Origin of the sequence: Pseudomonas sp. CAN1 (genome assembly GCF_030462585.1) — a bacterium.
Lineage (GTDB): Bacteria > Pseudomonadota > Gammaproteobacteria > Pseudomonadales > Pseudomonadaceae > Pseudomonas.
Genome location: NZ_JASMRU010000009.1, coordinates 164,491 through 181,119, shown reverse-complemented (window position 1 = coordinate 181,119; position 16,629 = coordinate 164,491). Strand labels below are relative to the sequence as shown.

14 protein-coding genes are annotated in these 16,629 nt (G+C 64.8%); 5 read left to right on the top strand and 9 right to left on the bottom strand.

The annotated features are described in order from the left end of the window. Positions 1 to 129: 129 nt before the first annotated feature. Positions 130 to 609: a YajQ family cyclic di-GMP-binding protein gene (locus QO207_RS15315; RefSeq protein ID WP_045209642.1), complete on the bottom strand. Its 480-nt coding sequence runs from the start codon at positions 607 to 609 to the stop codon at positions 130 to 132. A 155-nt stretch (positions 610 to 764) separates the two neighbouring features. On the opposite strand from QO207_RS15315, the gene QO207_RS15310 reads away from it, so the two are divergent. The 4 genes from QO207_RS15310 to QO207_RS15295 are packed head-to-tail and all read left to right on the top strand — an operon-like array spanning position 765 to position 5,365. Then, the gene (locus QO207_RS15310) at positions 765 to 1,730 is read left to right on the top strand and encodes a response regulator (protein WP_301533219.1); all 966 of its coding nucleotides are present in this window, start codon (positions 765 to 767) and stop codon (positions 1,728 to 1,730) included. A gap of 37 nt (positions 1,731 to 1,767) precedes the next feature. After that, a complete protein-coding gene (locus tag QO207_RS15305) occupies positions 1,768 to 2,679 on the top strand; it encodes a putative 2-dehydropantoate 2-reductase (RefSeq protein WP_301533218.1) in 912 nt (303 codons plus the stop codon). Between the two features lie 58 nt (positions 2,680 to 2,737). After that, the gene (locus QO207_RS15300) at positions 2,738 to 4,789 is read left to right on the top strand and encodes an ATP-binding protein (RefSeq protein WP_301533245.1); all 2,052 of its coding nucleotides are present in this window, start codon (positions 2,738 to 2,740) and stop codon (positions 4,787 to 4,789) included. 3 nt (positions 4,790 to 4,792) lie between these two features. Next, positions 4,793 to 5,365 carry a cob(I)yrinic acid a,c-diamide adenosyltransferase gene (locus QO207_RS15295; protein ID WP_301533217.1) on the top strand — a complete coding sequence of 191 codons (573 nt, stop codon included), beginning with the start codon at positions 4,793 to 4,795 and terminating at the stop codon, positions 5,363 to 5,365. A 154-nt stretch (positions 5,366 to 5,519) separates the two neighbouring features. Here QO207_RS15295 and QO207_RS15290 read toward each other — a convergent pair whose 3' ends face one another. The 4 genes from QO207_RS15290 to secA form a co-directional block, all read right to left on the bottom strand. Beyond that, positions 5,520 to 6,470, bottom strand: a complete 951-nt coding sequence (locus QO207_RS15290; RefSeq protein ID WP_301533216.1) for a Nudix family hydrolase — start codon at positions 6,468 to 6,470, stop codon at positions 5,520 to 5,522. Positions 6,471 to 6,541: 71 nt separating this feature from the next. After that, on the bottom strand, positions 6,542 to 7,171 hold the full coding sequence (locus QO207_RS15285) for a glutathione S-transferase family protein (RefSeq protein WP_301533215.1): 630 nt from the start codon (positions 7,169 to 7,171) through the stop codon (positions 6,542 to 6,544). Positions 7,172 to 7,319: 148 nt separating this feature from the next. Beyond that, the gene (gene argJ / locus QO207_RS15280; protein WP_301533214.1) at positions 7,320 to 8,537 is read right to left on the bottom strand and encodes a bifunctional glutamate N-acetyltransferase/amino-acid acetyltransferase ArgJ; all 1,218 of its coding nucleotides are present in this window, start codon (positions 8,535 to 8,537) and stop codon (positions 7,320 to 7,322) included. Positions 8,538 to 8,645: 108 nt separating this feature from the next. Next, positions 8,646 to 11,399 carry a preprotein translocase subunit SecA gene (secA, locus tag QO207_RS15275; RefSeq protein WP_301533213.1) on the bottom strand — a complete coding sequence of 918 codons (2,754 nt, stop codon included), beginning with the start codon at positions 11,397 to 11,399 and terminating at the stop codon, positions 8,646 to 8,648. A gap of 288 nt (positions 11,400 to 11,687) precedes the next feature. Here secA and QO207_RS15270 point away from each other — a divergent pair, with 288 nt between their 5' ends. Beyond that, entirely contained in the window at positions 11,688 to 12,149 is a 462-nt protein-coding gene (locus tag QO207_RS15270) for a DUF721 domain-containing protein (RefSeq protein WP_301533212.1), read from the top strand. A gap of 82 nt (positions 12,150 to 12,231) precedes the next feature. Here QO207_RS15270 and lpxC read toward each other — a convergent pair whose 3' ends face one another. The 4 genes from lpxC to QO207_RS15250 all read right to left on the bottom strand — a co-directional run bounded on the left by lpxC (position 12,232) and on the right by QO207_RS15250 (position 16,626). Beyond that, positions 12,232 to 13,143: a UDP-3-O-acyl-N-acetylglucosamine deacetylase gene (lpxC, locus tag QO207_RS15265; RefSeq protein WP_024764067.1), complete on the bottom strand. Its 912-nt coding sequence runs from the start codon at positions 13,141 to 13,143 to the stop codon at positions 12,232 to 12,234. Positions 13,144 to 13,255: 112 nt separating this feature from the next. Further along, entirely contained in the window at positions 13,256 to 14,440 is a 1,185-nt protein-coding gene (gene ftsZ, locus QO207_RS15260) for a cell division protein FtsZ (protein ID WP_138212317.1), read from the bottom strand. Between the two features lie 53 nt (positions 14,441 to 14,493). After that, positions 14,494 to 15,741, bottom strand: a complete 1,248-nt coding sequence (gene ftsA, locus QO207_RS15255; protein ID WP_045209630.1) for a cell division protein FtsA — start codon at positions 15,739 to 15,741, stop codon at positions 14,494 to 14,496. Between the two features lie 21 nt (positions 15,742 to 15,762). After that, positions 15,763 to 16,626 (bottom strand): cell division protein FtsQ/DivIB, encoded by an 864-nt coding sequence (locus tag QO207_RS15250; protein WP_301533211.1) that lies wholly within the window; start codon positions 16,624 to 16,626, stop codon positions 15,763 to 15,765. Positions 16,627 to 16,629 lie beyond the last annotated feature (3 nt).

Sequence of the window (16,629 nt, the reverse complement as noted above, 5' to 3'; positions counted from 1 at the left end):
CTTGTCTATTGCCATTCCAAAAACAAAACCGCCATGGCAAGCCATGGCGGTCGGGAGTGCGCCGAGCGACTCTCTTACTGCGACGTCAGGCGGGCGGTGAGGTTCCGCAGCTTTTCGTCGCAGCGCGCATCAGTCGCGGAAGTTGTTGAACTGCAGCGGCATGCCCAGGGACTCACCGCGCAGCAGCGCAATGGCCTCCTGCAGGTCGTCACGCTTCTTGCCGGTGACACGCACCTGCTCGCCCTGGATGGCGGCCTGGACCTTGAGCTTCTTGTCCTTGATCAGGGCGACGATCTTCTTCGCCAGGTCCTTGTCGATGCCCTCGCGGAAGTCGACTTCCTGCTTGACCACCTTGCCCGAGGCGAAGGAATCCTTGATCTCCATGCACTGCGCGTCGATCTTGCGTTTGACCAGGCTGGAGCGAAGAATGTCGAGCATCTGCTCGAGCATGAAGTCGGCCTCGGCGGTCAGGGTGATGGACTTTTCCTTGGCCTCGAAGCTGCACTTGCCCTTCAGGTCGAAACGGCGGTCCAGTTCCTTGGTGGCGTTATCCAGGGCGTTGGTCAGTTCGTGTTTGTCCAGTTCGGACACCACGTCGAACGAAGGCATGACATCTCTCCAGATGGACGGCGCGATGCGGTTCACAGTCAGCATCGAGCCTGGCTTGACGATAAAAATGCGCGGTCATTATAACTGACAGACAAGACCGTGCCCGGCCACTGACGTCGCGAGCCGGCAATTCCTTCCCGTTTCCGAGACAATCCATGCCTACCAACCATCTCAGCATCCTGGTGGTCGATGACGCCAAGTTCTCCAGCGCCATGATCGGTCGCGCGCTGAGCCAGGCCGGCTACCAGAACGTGCGCTTCGCCAGCAGCGCCAGCGAGGCACTGGAAGTCCTCGAGAAGCACCCGGTCAGCGTCCTCCTCGCCGACTGGCTGATGCCGGAGATGGACGGCCTGGAACTGACCGCACGGGTGCGTCAGCTCGACGAGAGCGGCGACCACTACACCTACATCATCCTGCTCACCGGCAAGGAGGGCGACAGCGCCCTGGCCGAGGCCTTCGACCGTGGCGTCGACGACTTCGTCAGCAAGTCGTCGATGAACGAGCAACTGGTGCCCCGCGTACTGGCCGCCGACCGCCTGAGCAACACCCTGCAGCGGCTGCTGATGGAAAACCGCCTGCTCACCGAGAACATCACCAGCCTGGAAGAGCGCAACCTGGTGGACAGCGCCACCGGCCTGGGCAACCAGCGCTACCTGAAGCAGAAGCTGGCCGACAGCATCCGCCAGGTGGAATCGCGCGGCGGCGCCGTGTGCTACATGCTCATCGGCCTGCCGGAGCTGGCCGAGCTGGGGCAGAAGCACGGCCAGCCGTTCCAGAACGAACTGCTCCACGGCGTCGCCCGGCGCCTGCAGCAACTGGTGCGGCCGCTGGACGTGCTGGCACGCCTGGACGACCAGCACTTCGCCCTGATCACCCTGCTCGAAGACCTGCAGGAATGCTCGCCGAGCAGCTTCCGCCGGCTGCACGAAGGCCTGAACCTCAAGGCCTTCAAGACAAGCGAAGGCTTCATCACCCTCAAGGCCGGCATCAGCCTGGTCGGCATGGACGCCAAGGCCCTGCCGCTGGAGGTCGAACAGCTCATGCAGCAGGGCCGTTCGCTGCTGCCCGACGCCTATGCCAGTGGGCGAATCAATGCCAGTCGGCTGACCGGCCTGCGCTAGACTTCGCGGTAAGCCCTGACACTGCGAAGTCCTCCCCATGACCTGGACCATCCTCGGCGCCGGCAGCCTCGGTTGCCTGTGGGCCGCCCGCCTGTCCCGCGCCGGCCTGCCGGTGCGCCTGCTGCTGCGTGATCGCCAGCGCCTGAACGCCTACCGCGCCCTCGGCGGCGTCACCCTGGTGGAAGACGGCCGCGCCAGCCTCTACCCGATCCCGGCGGAAACCGCCGCCCAGGGCGCGCCGATCCAGCGCCTGCTGCTGGCCTGCAAGGCCTATGACGCCGAGTCCGCCGCCGCCAGCGTGGCCGCCCGCCTCGCTCCCGGCGCCGAATTGATCCTGCTGCAGAACGGCCTGGGCAGCCAGCAGGCGGTCAGCGCCCACCTACCGCGCGCCCGCTGCCTGTATGCCTCCAGCACCGAAGGCGCGTTCCGTGAAGCCGACTTCCGCGTGGTCTTCGCCGGCCAGGGGCAGACCTGGCTGGGCGACGAAGCCGGCGGCCCAGCGCCGGACTGGTTGGCCGACCTTCGCCGCGCGGAAATTCCCGTGCAGTGGAGCGACGACATCCTCGAACGCCTCTGGCGCAAGCTCGCCCTGAACTGCGCAATCAACCCGCTCACCGTGCTGCACCAGTGCCGCAACGGCGAGCTGGCCAGTCACCCGGCGGAAGTGGCCGGGCTCTGCGACGAACTCGGCCAGTTGCTCCACGCCGTCGGCTACCCCGCCGCCGCGCGGGAGCTGCAAGGCGACGTGGAAAGGGTGATTCAGGCGACGGCGGCGAACTTCTCCTCCATGTACCAGGACGTCGCCAAAGGCCGGCGCAGCGAGATCGCCTACCTGCTCGGCCACGCCTGCCGCGAAGGCGATCGCCTGCGCCTGGGGCTGCCGCAATTGCGCGCCGTGCACGAGCGCCTGCGGGCGACTCTGCTGGCGCGCGGATTGCCCGAGTCCTGATCGCGGGCTACCCTGCCCGCCTCCTGTTTTTTCTACGAACGCGCCCATGCCTTCACCCCTGAACCTGCGCAAACGCCTGGAAGACCTGCCAGTCGGCCAGAAGATCCTCGCTGCCCTGCTGGTGCTGCTGGCCACCGTGATGCTGGTGGCCAACCTGGCCTTCATCAGCGCCGCCTACTGGATCTCCCAGGACAGCGTCGCGCCCCAGGCCCTGCAGACCATCGGCCGGCTGATCGCCAACCCGGCCCTCAGCGAGCCGGCGCTGGCTTCGCCGACCCAGGCCCAGGTGCTGCTGCAACAACTGGACGACTACCAGCCGCTGCGCGCCGCCGCGCTCTACGACAGCAACGGCGAGCGCATCGCCCAGACGCCGGGCAACGGCCCGATAGTGCTACCCGAGCGTCTCGACCACCTGGAACGCTGGCGCCAGCACGAATACCGTCTCAATGCCCTGTTCGAGTTGCCGCAGCCTGGCCGCAACAGCGGCTACCTGCTGCTGGTGGCCAGCAGCGAGCTGCCCGGCGCCTTCTACACCGGCACCCTGACCGCCAGCCTGGTGATCCTCGCCGTCTCTGTCCTGCTCTGGCTGCTCATCGCCCAGCAGATCCGTCGCCTGATCACCCGGCCGATTCGCAGCCTGGAAGAACTGTCGCGCCAGGTCACCCGCGAGGAAAACTACGCTCTGCGCGCCGAGCGCGGCAACGCCGACGAGATCGGTCGCCTGTCCGACGCCTTCAACACCATGCTGACCCGCATCGAGGCCCGCGAGCAGCAGCTCAAGCGCGCCCGCGACGACGCCCAGGAGGCGGTGGAGCAGGCGCAGTCCCTGGCCGAAGAGACCCGCCGCTCGAACCGCAAGCTGGAGCTGGAAGTCCAGGTGCGCAGCAAGATCGAGAAGAAGCTCACCGGCTTCCAGCACTACCTCAACAGCATCATCGACTCCATGCCCTCGGCGCTGATCGCGGTGGACGAACAGCTCTACGTCACGCAGTGGAACCAGGAAGCCAGCCGGCTCTCCGGCACCAGCCTGGACGACGCGGTGAACCAGCCGGTGTTCCTCGCCTTCCCGTCGCTCAAGCCGTTCCTGCCACAGCTCACCGGCGCTGCCGAGCAGCACAAGGTCGAACGCGTCGAGCGCATCACCTGGGCGCTTATCGATGCACCGCGGCACTACGCGCTGACTTTCTACCCGCTGATGGGCGGCACCGGCCGTGGCGCGGTAATCCGCATCGACGACATCACCGACCGCCTGGGGATGGAAGAAATGATGGTGCAGTCGGAGAAGATGCTCTCCGTCGGCGGCCTCGCCGCCGGCATGGCCCACGAGATCAACAACCCGCTGGGCGCCATCCTGCACAACGTGCAGAACATCCGCCGACGGCTGTCGGCGGACTTGCCGAAGAACCTGGAAGTGGCCGGCGAAGTCGGCGTGCGCCTGGACGACCTCAACCACTACCTGGAAGCGCGGGAGATTCCCAAGCTGATGGACGGCATCCAGTACGCCGGCTCGCGCGCCGCCAAGATCGTCACCCACATGCTCTCGTTCAGCCGCCGCAGCCACCGCCAGATGGCTGCCTGCGAACTGCCGGCGCTGCTGGAACAGGCGGTGGAGATCGCCGGCAACGACTTCGACCTTACCGGCGGCTTCGACTTCAAGTCGCTGGAGATCGTCCACGAGTACGACCAGCGCCTCGGCCCGGTGCCGGTGATCGCCAACGAGATCGAACAGGTCCTGCTCAACCTGCTGAAGAACGGCGCCCAGGCCATCCACCTGCGCGACGACGAAGAGGAAGGCGAGTACGGCCGCATCATACTGCGCACACGACTCAACCCGCCGTGGGCGGAAATCCAGGTGGAAGACAACGGCTGCGGCATGCCGGAGAACGTGCGCAAGCGCATCTTCGAGCCGTTCTTCACTACCAAGGAAGTCGGCCAGGGCACCGGCCTGGGCCTGTCGGTGTCGTACTTCATCGTCACCAACAACCACAAGGGGCAGATGGAGGTGCAGTCCGAGCTGGGCATGGGCACCTGCTTCACTATCCGCCTGCCGCTGACTGCCGAGATTTCCCCGCCGCTGCCGCTCTTGGCGCGTGACGACAAGGAGCACTGAACCATGGGCAACCGCCTGTCGAAGATCTACACCCGTACCGGCGACGCCGGAGAAACCGGCCTGGCCGACGGCCGCCGCGTGCCCAAGCACCACCCGCGGGTGGAAGCCATGGGGTCGGTGGACGAGCTGAACAGCCATCTAGGCCTGTTGCTGGCTGGGCTGAACGAGGCGCGCAGCAGCGCGCTGGAAGAGGTGATCGGCGTACTGGCACCGATCCAGCACCGCCTGTTCGACCTCGGTGGCGAGCTGGCGATGCCGGAGTACCGTGCGCTGAACGATGCCGAAGTGGAGCGCCTGGAACAGGTAATCGACCGCTGGAACGAGGAACTCGGGCCGCTGAAGAACTTCATCCTACCCGGCGGCTCGCGCCTGGTCGCCCTCGCCCACCTGTGCCGCGCCCAGGCGCGCAACGCCGAGCGCCGCTGCCAGCAGTTAAATGCCGAGGAGCCGCTGGAAGGCGCCGGCCTGCGCTACCTGAACCGGCTATCCGACCTGCTGTTCGTCGCCGCGCGCTTCATCGCCCGCCGCCAGGGCGTGGAGGAGATTCTCTGGCAGGCGGCGGAAAAGCCGGCCTGATCGCGTGAACCGCAAGCATGGCGCCGATTGCGAAGGGGAATATCGAAGCCAACCTGTAGGAGCGAGCTTGCTCGCGAACCGCCTGGCACCGTAGCCCGTCCCGTTCGCGAGCAAGCTCGCTCCTACGAAAAGCCGCATAGGTTGTTCGGGCTGATCAGCCTTCAGCCTTCGGCCAGAACGCACGAATACCCGCCACGCCCTGGCCGCCGACCTGCCAGGCGCGTTCGAGGTCCTGCGGGCCGACACCGCCGAGCAGGAACACCGGTTGGTTGAAGCCATCGATCAGCTCCGCCGCCGCGTCCCAGCCCAGAGCCGGTTCGCCCGGATGGCTCTCGGTGGGCTGCACCGGCGACAGAGTGACGAAATCCACGCCCATGCGCGCCGCCAGCTCCAACTCCTCGGCGTTGTGGCAGGAGGCAGCCAGCAGACGTTCACTGGGGAACGGCCGGCCGTTGGGCGCGTATTTGCGCAGCTGCTCGGAGGTCAGGTGCCAGCCGGCCGCCGGGAAGTCGCCCAGCCATTCCAGCGGGCCCTTGAGCATCAGCTGTGCCTTGCCGGCGCACAGCCCTTGCACGTCAACGGCGAGGTCGCGGTACTCGGGGCTGTACATGTTCGGCGCGCGCAACTGGATCAGACGGATGCCACTGGCGACGGCAGCGCGCACGCCCTGCACCAGTTGCGGGATTTCCAGGCCATCGGGGGTGATCAGGTAGCGATCCGGCAAGCGCGCAGCCTGCACGATGGGCTCGTTGGCCGCCGGGAACTCGTAGTCCGGCAGGTCGCGCGGGGCAACCCAGGCCAACGGCTGGCCCTCGGCGCCATGGGGCGCGCCGGAGAAGGCGGAGACTTCCCACACATCCAGCAGCACGTGCTTGTCGCTGTAGTCGTGCTGCACACGGATCAGCGGGCGCGCCTGCTCGACGTCGATACCGAGCTCCTCCTTCAGCTCGCGGGCCAGGGCGACCTGCACCGCTTCGCCCTCTTCCACCTTGCCACCGGGAAACTCCCAGAGACCGCCCTGGTGCTTGTCGTCCGGACGGCGGGCGATCAGCACCCGGCCATCGAGTCCGCGAATCACGGCGGCGGCGACATGTACTCGTTTCACAGTGCTACTCCTCAATCCGATTCAGGCAGGGCCCGCGCAGATGGGCATTCTACCGTCATTGGCGGCCGGGATCAGGCGCGTTCGACCATCGCCGCGTCCAGCCAGGGACGGAAGGCCGGCCAGGCGTAGATCGCGTCGACGTAGTTCTGCGCCTCGATGGGCAGGGTCACGCAGTAACTGCGCAGGCGCGTGGCGACGGGGGCGTAGAAGGCATCGGCGATGCTGGCGTGGCCGAACAGGAACGGGCCGTCCTGGCCGAACTGCTGGCGGCACAGCGCCCAGAGCTCGACCACGCGGGCGATATCGGCTTCCACCGCTTCGGGCACTTCGGCCAGCGGCTGGTTGCGCTGCAGGTCCATGGGCATGTTCGAGCGCAGCGCCATGAAGCCGCTGTGCATCTCCGCACAAACCGTGCGCGCCAGAGCGCGAGCTGCCTCGCCACGGGGCCAGAGGTGGGCTTCGGGGAAGCGTTCGGCGAGGTATTCGGCAATCGACAGGGAATCCCAGATCAGCCCGTGCTCGCACTTGAGCGCCGGCACCTTGCCGCTGGGCGAGTGCTCGCGGATGCGCCGCGCGGTGTCCTGGCCACCCAGGGGAATGAGGATTTCCTCGAACTCGGCGCCGGTGAGCTGCATGGCCAGCCAGCCGCGCAGGGACCAGGAGGAGACGTTCTTGCTGCCGATGATCAGGGTGAGGGACATGGACGCGATGCTCTTGGAGGTCAGTCAGAAGACCTTAGAGCGCGGCAGCCATGAAAACAAATTCCCGATTTTCATCCTTCGATGAAAATCGGGAATCCGAGAACAACGAGACGCCGACAGAACATCGGCGCCAGGGCCTACGCAGTGATCAGGTGCGGTATTCCGCGTTGATCTTCACGTACTCGTGGGACAGGTCGGTGGTCCAGATGGTCTCGCTGCAGGTGCCGCGACCGAGATCGATGCGGATGGTGATCTCTTCCTGGGCCATGACCCTGGCGCCCTGGTCCTCGGTGTAGCTGGCAGCGCGGCAACCGCGGCTGGCGATGGCCACGTCATCGAGGAACACGTCGATCAGGCTCACGTCCAGGTCTGCCACGCCGGCACGGCCGACAGCGGCGAGGATGCGGCCCCAGTTCGGGTCGGAAGCGAACAGCGCGGTCTTGATCAACGGCGAGTGGGATACGGCGTAGCCGACGTCCAGGCACTCCTGGTGAGTCGCGCCGCCGTTCACCTGCACGGTGACGAACTTGGTGGCGCCTTCGCCGTCGCGGACGATGGCCTGGGCCAGCTCCATGGACACTTCCAGCACGGCCTGCTTCAGCGCGGCGAACAGCGCGCCGGTGGCGGCGGTAATTTCCGGGAGTGCGGCCTGGCCGGTGGCGACCAGCATGCAGCAGTCGTTGGTGGAGGTGTCGCCGTCGATGGTGATGCGGTTGAACGACTTGTTCGACGCATCGCGCAGCAGGTCCTGCAGCACGGCCTGGGCAACCTTGGCGTCGGTGGCGATGTAGCCGAGCATGGTGGCCATGTTCGGTTTGATCATGCCGGCGCCCTTGCTGATGCCGGTAACGGTGATGGTCACGCCGTCGTGCTCGAACTGGCGGCTGGAACCCTTGGGCAGGGTGTCGGTGGTCATGATGCCGGTGGCGGCGTCGGCCCAGTTATCCACAGACAGGTTGGCCAGCGCTGCGGGCAGCGCGGCTTCGATCTTCTCGACCGGCAGCGGCTCGCCGATCACCCCGGTGGAGTAAGGCAGCACGGCGTTTTCCGGCACGCCAGCCAGCTCGGCCAGCTTGGCGCAGGTGCGAATGGCATTGGCCAGACCCGACTCGCCGGTGCCGGCGTTGGCGTTGCCGGTGTTGGTCAGCAGGTAGCGCACCGGGCCGAGGAAGCGCTTGCGCGCCAGGATCACCGGAGCGGCACAGAAGGCGTTGGTGGTGAACACACCGGCAACGGTGGAGCCTTCGGCGCAACGCATCACCACGATGTCCTTGCGGCCGGGTCGCTTGATGCCGGCGGAGGCGATGCCGAGTTCGAAACCGGGGACCGGGTGCAGGGTGGACATGGGGCCGAGACCAACAGCCATGTGGCGCGCTCCTTTCTAGTCAGTGAATCATTCAATCAGCGGATCAAATGAGAAAAACGCCGCGAGCGGCAGGGCCGGTCGCGGCGTTGGCATCAGGGTCGGGAGAGGTTATTCCACCTGACCGTGGCAGTGCTTGTACTTCTTGCCGGAACCGCACGGGCAGGGCTCGTTGCGACCGATCTTGGCTTCGTTGCGTACCGGTTCCATGGGCACGACGTTGTCGGCGGTATCAGGCAGCTCGCCCTCTTCCGGCTCGTCGGTGACCTGATCCATGGACGGCGCGGCGGCATGCTGGAACTGCATGCGCTTGGCCATTTCCTCGGCTTCGCGGCGCAGACGGGCTTCTTCCTCGGCCGGGTCTTCGCGGCGAACCTGGACGAAGGACAGCACGCGAATGGTGTCGCGCTTGATCGAGTTGAGCAGTTCCTGGAACAGGTTGAACGACTCGCGCTTGTACTCCTGCTTCGGGTTCTTTTGCGCGTAGCCACGCAGGTGGATGCCGTGACGCAGGTGATCCATGGTGGACAGGTGGTCCTTCCACAGGTCGTCCAGCACGCGCAGCAGCATCTGCTTCTCGAAGGTACGCAGGGCTTCGGCGCCGGCGAGGTCTTCCTTCTCGTTGTAGGCAGCGACCAGCTCGGTGAGGATCTTCTCGCGCAGAGTTTCCTCGTAGAGCTTCTCGTCGTCGTCCAGCCACTGCTGGATCGGCAGCTTCAGGCCGAAATCGCTGTACAGCGCAGCTTCCAGGCCGGCGATGTCCCACTGCTCGGGCAGCGACTGCGGCGGGATGTGCTCGCTGACGGTGTTGTTCAGGGTCTCTTCGCGGAACTCGACGATGGTTTCGCCGATGTTGTCGGCCGCGAGCAGGGTGTTGCGCATGTGGTAGATCACCTTGCGCTGCTCGTTGGCGACGTCGTCGAACTCCAGCAGTTGTTTACGGATGTCGAAGTTGCGGCCTTCGACCTTGCGCTGAGCCTTCTCGATGGCGTTGGTCACCATGCGGTGCTCGATGGCCTCGCCCGGCTGCATGCCGAGGGCCTTCATGAAGTTCTTCACCCGGTCGGAGGCGAAGATGCGCATCAGGTGGTCTTCCAGCGACAGGTAGAAGCGGCTGGAACCCGGGTCGCCCTGGCGGCCGGCACGACCACGCAGCTGGTTGTCGATACGGCGGGACTCGTGGCGCTCGGAGGCGATCACGTGCAGGCCGCCCGACTCGATGACCTGCTGGTGACGCTTCTGCCAGTCGGCCTTGATCTGCGCAACCTGCTCGTCGGTGGCGTTCTCCAGCGCGGCGACTTCCACTTCCCAGTTGCCGCCCAGCAGGATGTCGGTACCACGACCGGCCATGTTGGTGGCGATGGTGACCGAGCCCGGACGACCGGCCTGGGCGATGATCTCGGCTTCTTTCTCGTGGTACTTGGCGTTCAGTACCTTGTGCTCGATGCCGGCGTTCTGCAGCAGCTGCGAGACGTACTCGGACGTCTCGACCGAGGCGGTACCCACGAGGATCGGACGGCCCAGTGCCTGGCACTGCTGCACGTCGGTGATGATGGCGGCGTACTTCTCGTCCTGGGTCAGGTAGACCAGGTCGTTGAAGTCCTTACGGGCAACCGGACGGTGGGTCGGGATCACCACCACGTCCAGGCCGTAGGTCTGGCGGAATTCGAAGGCCTCGGTGTCGGCGGTGCCGGTCATGCCGGCCAGCTTGGTGTAGAGGCGGAAGTAGTTCTGGAAGGTAGTCGAGGCCAGGGTCTGGCTCTCGGCCTGGATCGGCAGGTTTTCCTTCGCCTCGATGGCCTGGTGCAGGCCCTCGGAGAGGCGACGGCCCGGCATGGTACGGCCGGTGTGCTCGTCGATTAGCAGGACCTGGTCACCCTGGACGATGTACTCCACGTTGCGGTGGAACAGGGTGTGGGCGCGCAGCGCTGCGTAGACGTGGGTCAGCAGGCTGAGGTTGTGCGCCGAGTAGAGGCTCTCGCCCTCGGCCAGCAGGCCGTTCTGGGTCAGCAGTTCCTCGACGTAGGCGTGGCCCTGCTCGTTGAGTTCAACCTGGCGGGTCTTTTCGTCGATGCTGTAGTGGCCCTGCTGGGTCACCTGGCCTTCGACTTCCTCGATATGACGCTTCAGGCGCGGGATCAGCTTGTTGATCTTGATGTACAGCTCGGAGCTGTCTTCGGCCTGGCCGGAGATGATCAGCGGAGTCCGCGCCTCGTCGATGAGGATGGAGTCCACTTCGTCGACCACGGCGAAGTTCAGCTCGCGCTGGAATTTGTCTTCCAGGCTGAACGCCATGTTGTCGCGCAGGTAGTCGAAGCCGAATTCGTTGTTGGTGCCGTAGGTGATGTCGGCGGCGTAGGCGGCGCGCTTCTCTTCCGGCGGCTGGAACGGGCTGACGATGCCGACGGTCAGGCCGAGGAACTCGTACAGCGGGCGCATCCAGTTGGCGTCGCGGCGGGCCAGGTAGTCGTTCACGGTGACCACGTGCACGCCTTTGCCGGACAGGGCGTTCAGGTAGACAGCCAGGGTACCCACGAGGGTCTTGCCCTCACCGGTACGCATCTCGGCGATCTTGCCTTCGTGCAGGGACATGCCGCCGATCAGCTGTACGTCGAAGTGACGCATGCCCATCACGCGCTTGCCGGCCTCACGGGCGACGGCAAAGGCTTCCGGCAGAATCTGGTCGAGGGTTTCACCCTTGGCGACGCGCGCCTTGAACTCTTCAGTCTTGGCCTTCAGTTGCTCATCGGAAAGCGGGACCATCTGGGGCTCGAGTGCATTGATGGCCTGAACCTGCTTGGCCATGCGCTTCACTTCGCGCTCGTTCTTGCTTCCAAAGAGTTTTTTCAACAAAGGCGCAAACATATCGACTGGGTCATCCGAACTGGAGAATTGGAGGGCTGCCCGACTGGCTGGCCGCGGCGCGGAACGGCAATGAAGCGGGCATTCTACCCGGAAACATCCGGGAGAAAAGTGCCGAAGTCATCCTTGGAAGCTTCGCATTCTGCGCGCTTTCCGGCAATGCATGGGGAGACATCTTTCGATCCGTGTGGGTGATATGGTGACGCAGCCGGGCAACTTCAAGGGCCAGGGTGGCCTATGGCCCAGCGCGCATCTGTTACCATCCTTCTTTATTCATCCCGGTTCCTCACCATGGCCTTCCGCCCCCTGCCCGCCCAGGCGATGACCAAGCTGCTGCGCGAAGCCAAGCCGCTGCAGTCGCTGTTCGTCCAGGCGCAGCGTCTGTCGCGCCTGCAGGAGCTGGTCGATGCGCAATTGCAGCCGGCCGCGCGGCCCTTCTGCCGGGTCGCTTCCTGGCGCGAAGGCAGCCTGCTGCTGGTGGTCACCGACGGCCACTGGGCCACGCGCCTGCGCTACCAGCAGAACCGCTTGCTGCGGCAACTCGCCGCCCACGAGGAATTCAGCGGGCTGGTGCGCATCCTGTTCAAGGTGCAGCCGGTCACCCAGCCGCCCAAGCCGGTGAACACCAACCAGCTGACCGCCTCGGCTTCCGCCACCCTGCAGGAAGCCGCCGACGGCATCTGCAACAACCCGCAACTCAAGGCCGCCCTCGAACGCCTCGCCAGCCGCAGCCGGAAACCATCCGAGGAGTAATCCGCCGGGCAATAAACAGCAGGCATAAAAAAAGGCCACCCGAGGGTGGCCTTTGAAGTTGTAGCTGAAAGGAGGAGGTTCCTTATACGGCCGCAGCGGGTCGCATATAGGAGATCGGCGCAGTCTTGGCGTCCTCGAAGGTCACCACTTCCCAAGCGTCCTTGTCTGCGATGAGGGTACGCAGGAGACGGTTGTTCAGGGCGTGACCGGACTTGTAGCCGATGAACTCGCCGATGAGGCTGTTACCCAGCAGGTACAGGTCACCAATGGCGTCCAGGATCTTGTGCTTGACGAACTCGTCCTCGTAACGAAGACCGTCTTCGTTGAGCACTCGATACTCGTCGACCACGATGGCGTTCTCCACACTGCCACCGAGCGCCAGGTTCTGCGAACGCAGCATCTCGATGTCGCGCATGAACCCGAAGGTACGGGCGCGGCTGACTTCCTTGACGAAGGAAGTGCTGGAGAAATCCACCACGGCTTTCTGGGTGCGACCACGGAAGACCGGGTGATCGAAATCGATCTCGAAGCTCACCTTGAAGCCGTCGAACGGAACGAAGGTGGCGCGCTTGTCGCCCTCTTCCACCGTGACTTCGCGCTTGATGCGGATGAACTTCTTGGCCGCGTCCTGCTCTTGCAGGCCGGCGGATTGGATCAGGAATACGAATGGACCTGCGCTGCCGTCCATGATCGGTACTTCCGACGCGGACAGCTCGACATAGGCGTTGTCGATGCCCAGGCCAGCCATGGCCGAAAGCAGGTGCTCCACGGTATCCACTTTGACGTCACCCTTGATCAGGGTGGTCGACATGGTGGTCTCGCCGACGTTCGAGGCCCGGGCAGGAATTTCCACCACAGGGTCGAGGTCAGCCCGGCAGAACACGATGCCAGTATCGACGGGAGCCGGCTTCAGGGTCAGGTAAACCTTTTCCCCGGAGTGCAGGCCGACACCGGTCGCCCGGATGATGTTCTTCAAGGTGCGTTGTCTGATCATGGCTTTGGCCGCTTTCGCGCAAGTTGCGAACTGTTGTCAACAATGGGCGGCGATGATAGCAGAACCGCCCTTTGCTGAAAACCAATCACATTGATACTCCTGATAAATCGACTCAATCGGCCTGACGACGCAGGAAGGCCGGGATGTCCAGGTAGTCCAGATCGTCCTGCGGGTTCAGTTTGGCCGCGGTGGCAGCGCCGCCGTGGTTCTGGTTGCGCATGACGGTCGGGCGGTCCAGGTCACGGTAGTTCACCGACTGCTGCTCGCGCTGAACCGGAGCCTGGCTGCTGACGGCCTGGGTCTGAACGGTGTTGTCGACGACCTTGACCGGCTTCTCCAGGCGAGCGCCCAGACCGGTGGCGACTACGGTGACGTGCAGCTCGTCGCGCATGTCCGGATCGATCACGGTGCCCACTTTCACGGTGGCGTGCTCGGAAGCGAACTGCTCGATGATGTTACCCACGTCGGAGTACTCGCCCAGGGACAGGTCGGGACCGGCGGTGATGTTCACCAGGATGCCGCGGGCGCCCTGCAGGTTGACGTCTTCCAGCAGCGGGTTGCGGATCGCGGCTTCGGTAGCCTCGCGAGCGCGGTTCGGGCCGCTGGCGCAGCCGGTACCCATCATGGCCATGCCCATTTCGCTCATGACGGTTTTCACGTCGGCGAAGTCGACGTTGATCATGCCCGGGCGCTTGATGATGTCGGAGATACCGCGAACGGCACCGGCCAGTACATCGTCAGCCTTGGCGAAGGCGGCCAGCAGGCTCGCGTCCTTGCCCAGGATGGTCAGCAGTTTTTCGTTCGGGATGGTGATCAGCGAGTCGACGCTTTCAGCCAGCGAGCGGATGCCTTCGTCGGCGATCTGCATGCGCTTGCGACCTTCGAACGGGAACGGACGGGTGACCACGGCCACGGTGAGGATGCCCATTTCCTTGGCAACCTCGGCAATGATCGGCGCAGCACCGGTACCGGTGCCGCCACCCATGCCGGTGGTGATGAAGACCATGTCGGCGCCTTCCAGGACTTCGGCGATACGCTCGCGGTCCTCTATGGCGGCCTGGCGGCCTACTTCGGGGTTGGCGCCAGCGCCCAGGCCCTTGGTCACACCCGGGCCGAGCTGCAGCACGGTGCGCGCGGCGATGTTCTTCAGCGCCTGCGCATCGGTGTTGGCGCAAATGAATTCGACGCCATCAACGTTGTTCTTGGCCATGTGGTTCACGGCGTTGCCGCCGCCACCACCTACGCCGATCACCTTGATGACTGCTGTTTGCGGGACGTTATCTACCAGTTCAAACATTTCCCCTCTCCTTCCTTTCTAGTTGTGTTGCCTACGTTTACCGCGGTGGTAAATCAGAAATTGCCCTGGACCCAGCGTTTGAGCTTTTCCAGTACGGGTGTCTTGGGTTCGTCGCTGCTGAAGCTGCTGCCGGACATGGAGATGCCGTCGGATTGCTTTTGCAGTCCGTACAGGAGCAGCCCCACACCGGTGGAATAGATCGGATTGCGCACGACGTCGGCCAGTCCCTTGACGCTGTGGGGTACGCCCAGGCGTACCGGCATGTGGAAGATCTCTTCGGCCAGCTCGACGGCGCCTTCCATCTTGGAGGTGCCACCGGTCAGGACGATTCCGGCTGGGATCAGGTCTTCATAGCCACTGCGGCGCAGCTCTGCCTGAACCAGGGTGAACAGCTCGTCGTAACGAGGCTCGACCACTTCGGCAAGCGCTTGGCGCGACAGTTCCCGCGGTGGCCGATCCCCTACGCTGGGCACCTTGATGGTTTCGCCCGGACCGGCCAGTTTGGCCAAGGCACAAGCATATCGAATCTTGATCTCTTCGGCGTACTGGGTCGGGGTACGCAGCGCCATGGCGATGTCGTTCGTGACCTGATCGCCGGCGATCGGGATAACAGCCGTATGGCGGATGGCGCCTTCAGTGAAGATGGCGATGTCGGTGGTGCCGCCGCCGATGTCCACCAGGCACACGCCCAGTTCCTTTTCATCCTCGGTGAGCACCGAGTAGGCCGAGGCCAGTTGCTCGAGGATGATGTCGTCCACTTCCAGGCCGCAGCGACGCACGCACTTCTCGATGTTCTGGGCGGCGTTCACCGCGCAGGTCACCACGTGCACCTTGGCTTCCAGACGTACGCCGGACATGCCCAGCGGCTCGCGCACGCCTTCCTGGTTGTCGATCACGTAGTCCTGGGCCAGGGTGTGCAGCACACGCTGGTCAGCCGGAATGGCCACGGCCTGGGCCGCATCCAGTACGCGCTCGATGTCGGCGCCGCTGACCTCGCGATCACGGATCGCGACGATGCCGTGGGAGTTCAGGCTGCGGATATGGTTGCCGGCGATGCCGACGAAGGCCGAGTGGATACGGCAGCCAGCCATCTGCTGGGCTTCATCGATGGCGCGCTGGATCGATTGCACGGTGGACTCGATGTTCACCACCACGCCTTTCTTCAGGCCGCGTGACGGATGCGTCCCGATGCCGACGATTTCCAGCTTGCCATCAGCCGCCACCTCACCCACCAGCGCCACCACCTTGGAGGTGCCGATGTCGAGGCCGACGACCATTTTGCCGCTCTGCACGCTTGCCATGTTTATCGAAGTCTCCTCAACTCAACGCACGGCGGTGGTCTGGGCCACCGTCGTTTCCGGCACCGGATCGCGCCACGCCACGGCCAGGCCGTTGGGGTAACGCATGTCGATGCGGGCAATTTTCGTAATCTGTTCTTTCAGCGCCTTGTCGTAGATGGTCACGAACCGGCGAATCTGTTCTACCGCGTGATCGCGGCCCAGCATGATCTCCACGCCCTGTGCGGTGCCCAGAGTCCAGGCGCCGCGCGAGCTCATGTCCAGGCTGGCGATGGTGAAGCCCAGCGGACGGAGCATCTGGCTGAGAATCTGGTACTGCTGCATCACTTGCTGCTGCGCACGCTGCGGGCCGGACAGGCGCGGCAGGTGCTCGTAGTTCGCGACTTCGCGCGGGGCGAAAGCCTGACCCTGGTTGTTCAGCAGCGCCTCGTCACCCCAACGGGCGATGGGCAATTGCTCGTCCAGGCGAATCACCACCTGGTCGGGCCATACGCGACGCACCTCGGCGTGGGCGATCCAGGGCATCTGCTCCAGCTCCTGGCGCATGCCGGCCAGGTCGATGGTGAAGAAGCTGGCCGACACGTACGAGCTGATCCGCTGCTGCACCGCCGCCTGGCTGATGTAGCTGAGGTCGCCTTCGACGTTGACCTTGGCGATCGGCCGGTCGGCGTAGGGCAGCACGTATTGCGCGCCGTAGTACGCACCGCCACCCAGCACACCCAGCACCAGAGGCCACAGCAGCACCTTGAGGAAGCCGAAGCTGGGCTTGGGCATACGGGCGCTGAGCGGCTCCTTGGCCACCAGACGGCTGGCGCCGCGCGGCACCGGCTTGCGTGCTGGTGCACGGCCGATTCCGGGATTCTGGTGACGAAGCTGCGCGCCGTTCATGAC

Coding starts and splice junctions, on each gene's coding strand:
- ftsA (WP_045209630.1), bottom strand. CDS start 15,741: ATGGCAAGCGTGCAGAGCGGCAAAATGGTCGTCGGCCTCGACATCGGC.
- QO207_RS15310 (WP_301533219.1), top strand. CDS start 765: ATGCCTACCAACCATCTCAGCATCCTGGTGGTCGATGACGCCAAGTTC.
- QO207_RS15270 (WP_301533212.1), top strand. CDS start 11,688: ATGGCCTTCCGCCCCCTGCCCGCCCAGGCGATGACCAAGCTGCTGCGC.
- lpxC (WP_024764067.1), bottom strand. CDS start 13,143: ATGATCAGACAACGCACCTTGAAGAACATCATCCGGGCGACCGGTGTC.
- QO207_RS15250 (WP_301533211.1), bottom strand. CDS start 16,626: ATGAACGGCGCGCAGCTTCGTCACCAGAATCCCGGAATCGGCCGTGCA.
- argJ (WP_301533214.1), bottom strand. CDS start 8,537: ATGGCTGTTGGTCTCGGCCCCATGTCCACCCTGCACCCGGTCCCCGGT.
- QO207_RS15315 (WP_045209642.1), bottom strand. CDS start 609: ATGCCTTCGTTCGACGTGGTGTCCGAACTGGACAAACACGAACTGACC.
- secA (WP_301533213.1), bottom strand. CDS start 11,399: ATGTTTGCGCCTTTGTTGAAAAAACTCTTTGGAAGCAAGAACGAGCGC.
- QO207_RS15295 (WP_301533217.1), top strand. CDS start 4,793: ATGGGCAACCGCCTGTCGAAGATCTACACCCGTACCGGCGACGCCGGA.
- QO207_RS15285 (WP_301533215.1), bottom strand. CDS start 7,171: ATGTCCCTCACCCTGATCATCGGCAGCAAGAACGTCTCCTCCTGGTCC.
- ftsZ (WP_138212317.1), bottom strand. CDS start 14,440: ATGTTTGAACTGGTAGATAACGTCCCGCAAACAGCAGTCATCAAGGTG.
- QO207_RS15305 (WP_301533218.1), top strand. CDS start 1,768: ATGACCTGGACCATCCTCGGCGCCGGCAGCCTCGGTTGCCTGTGGGCC.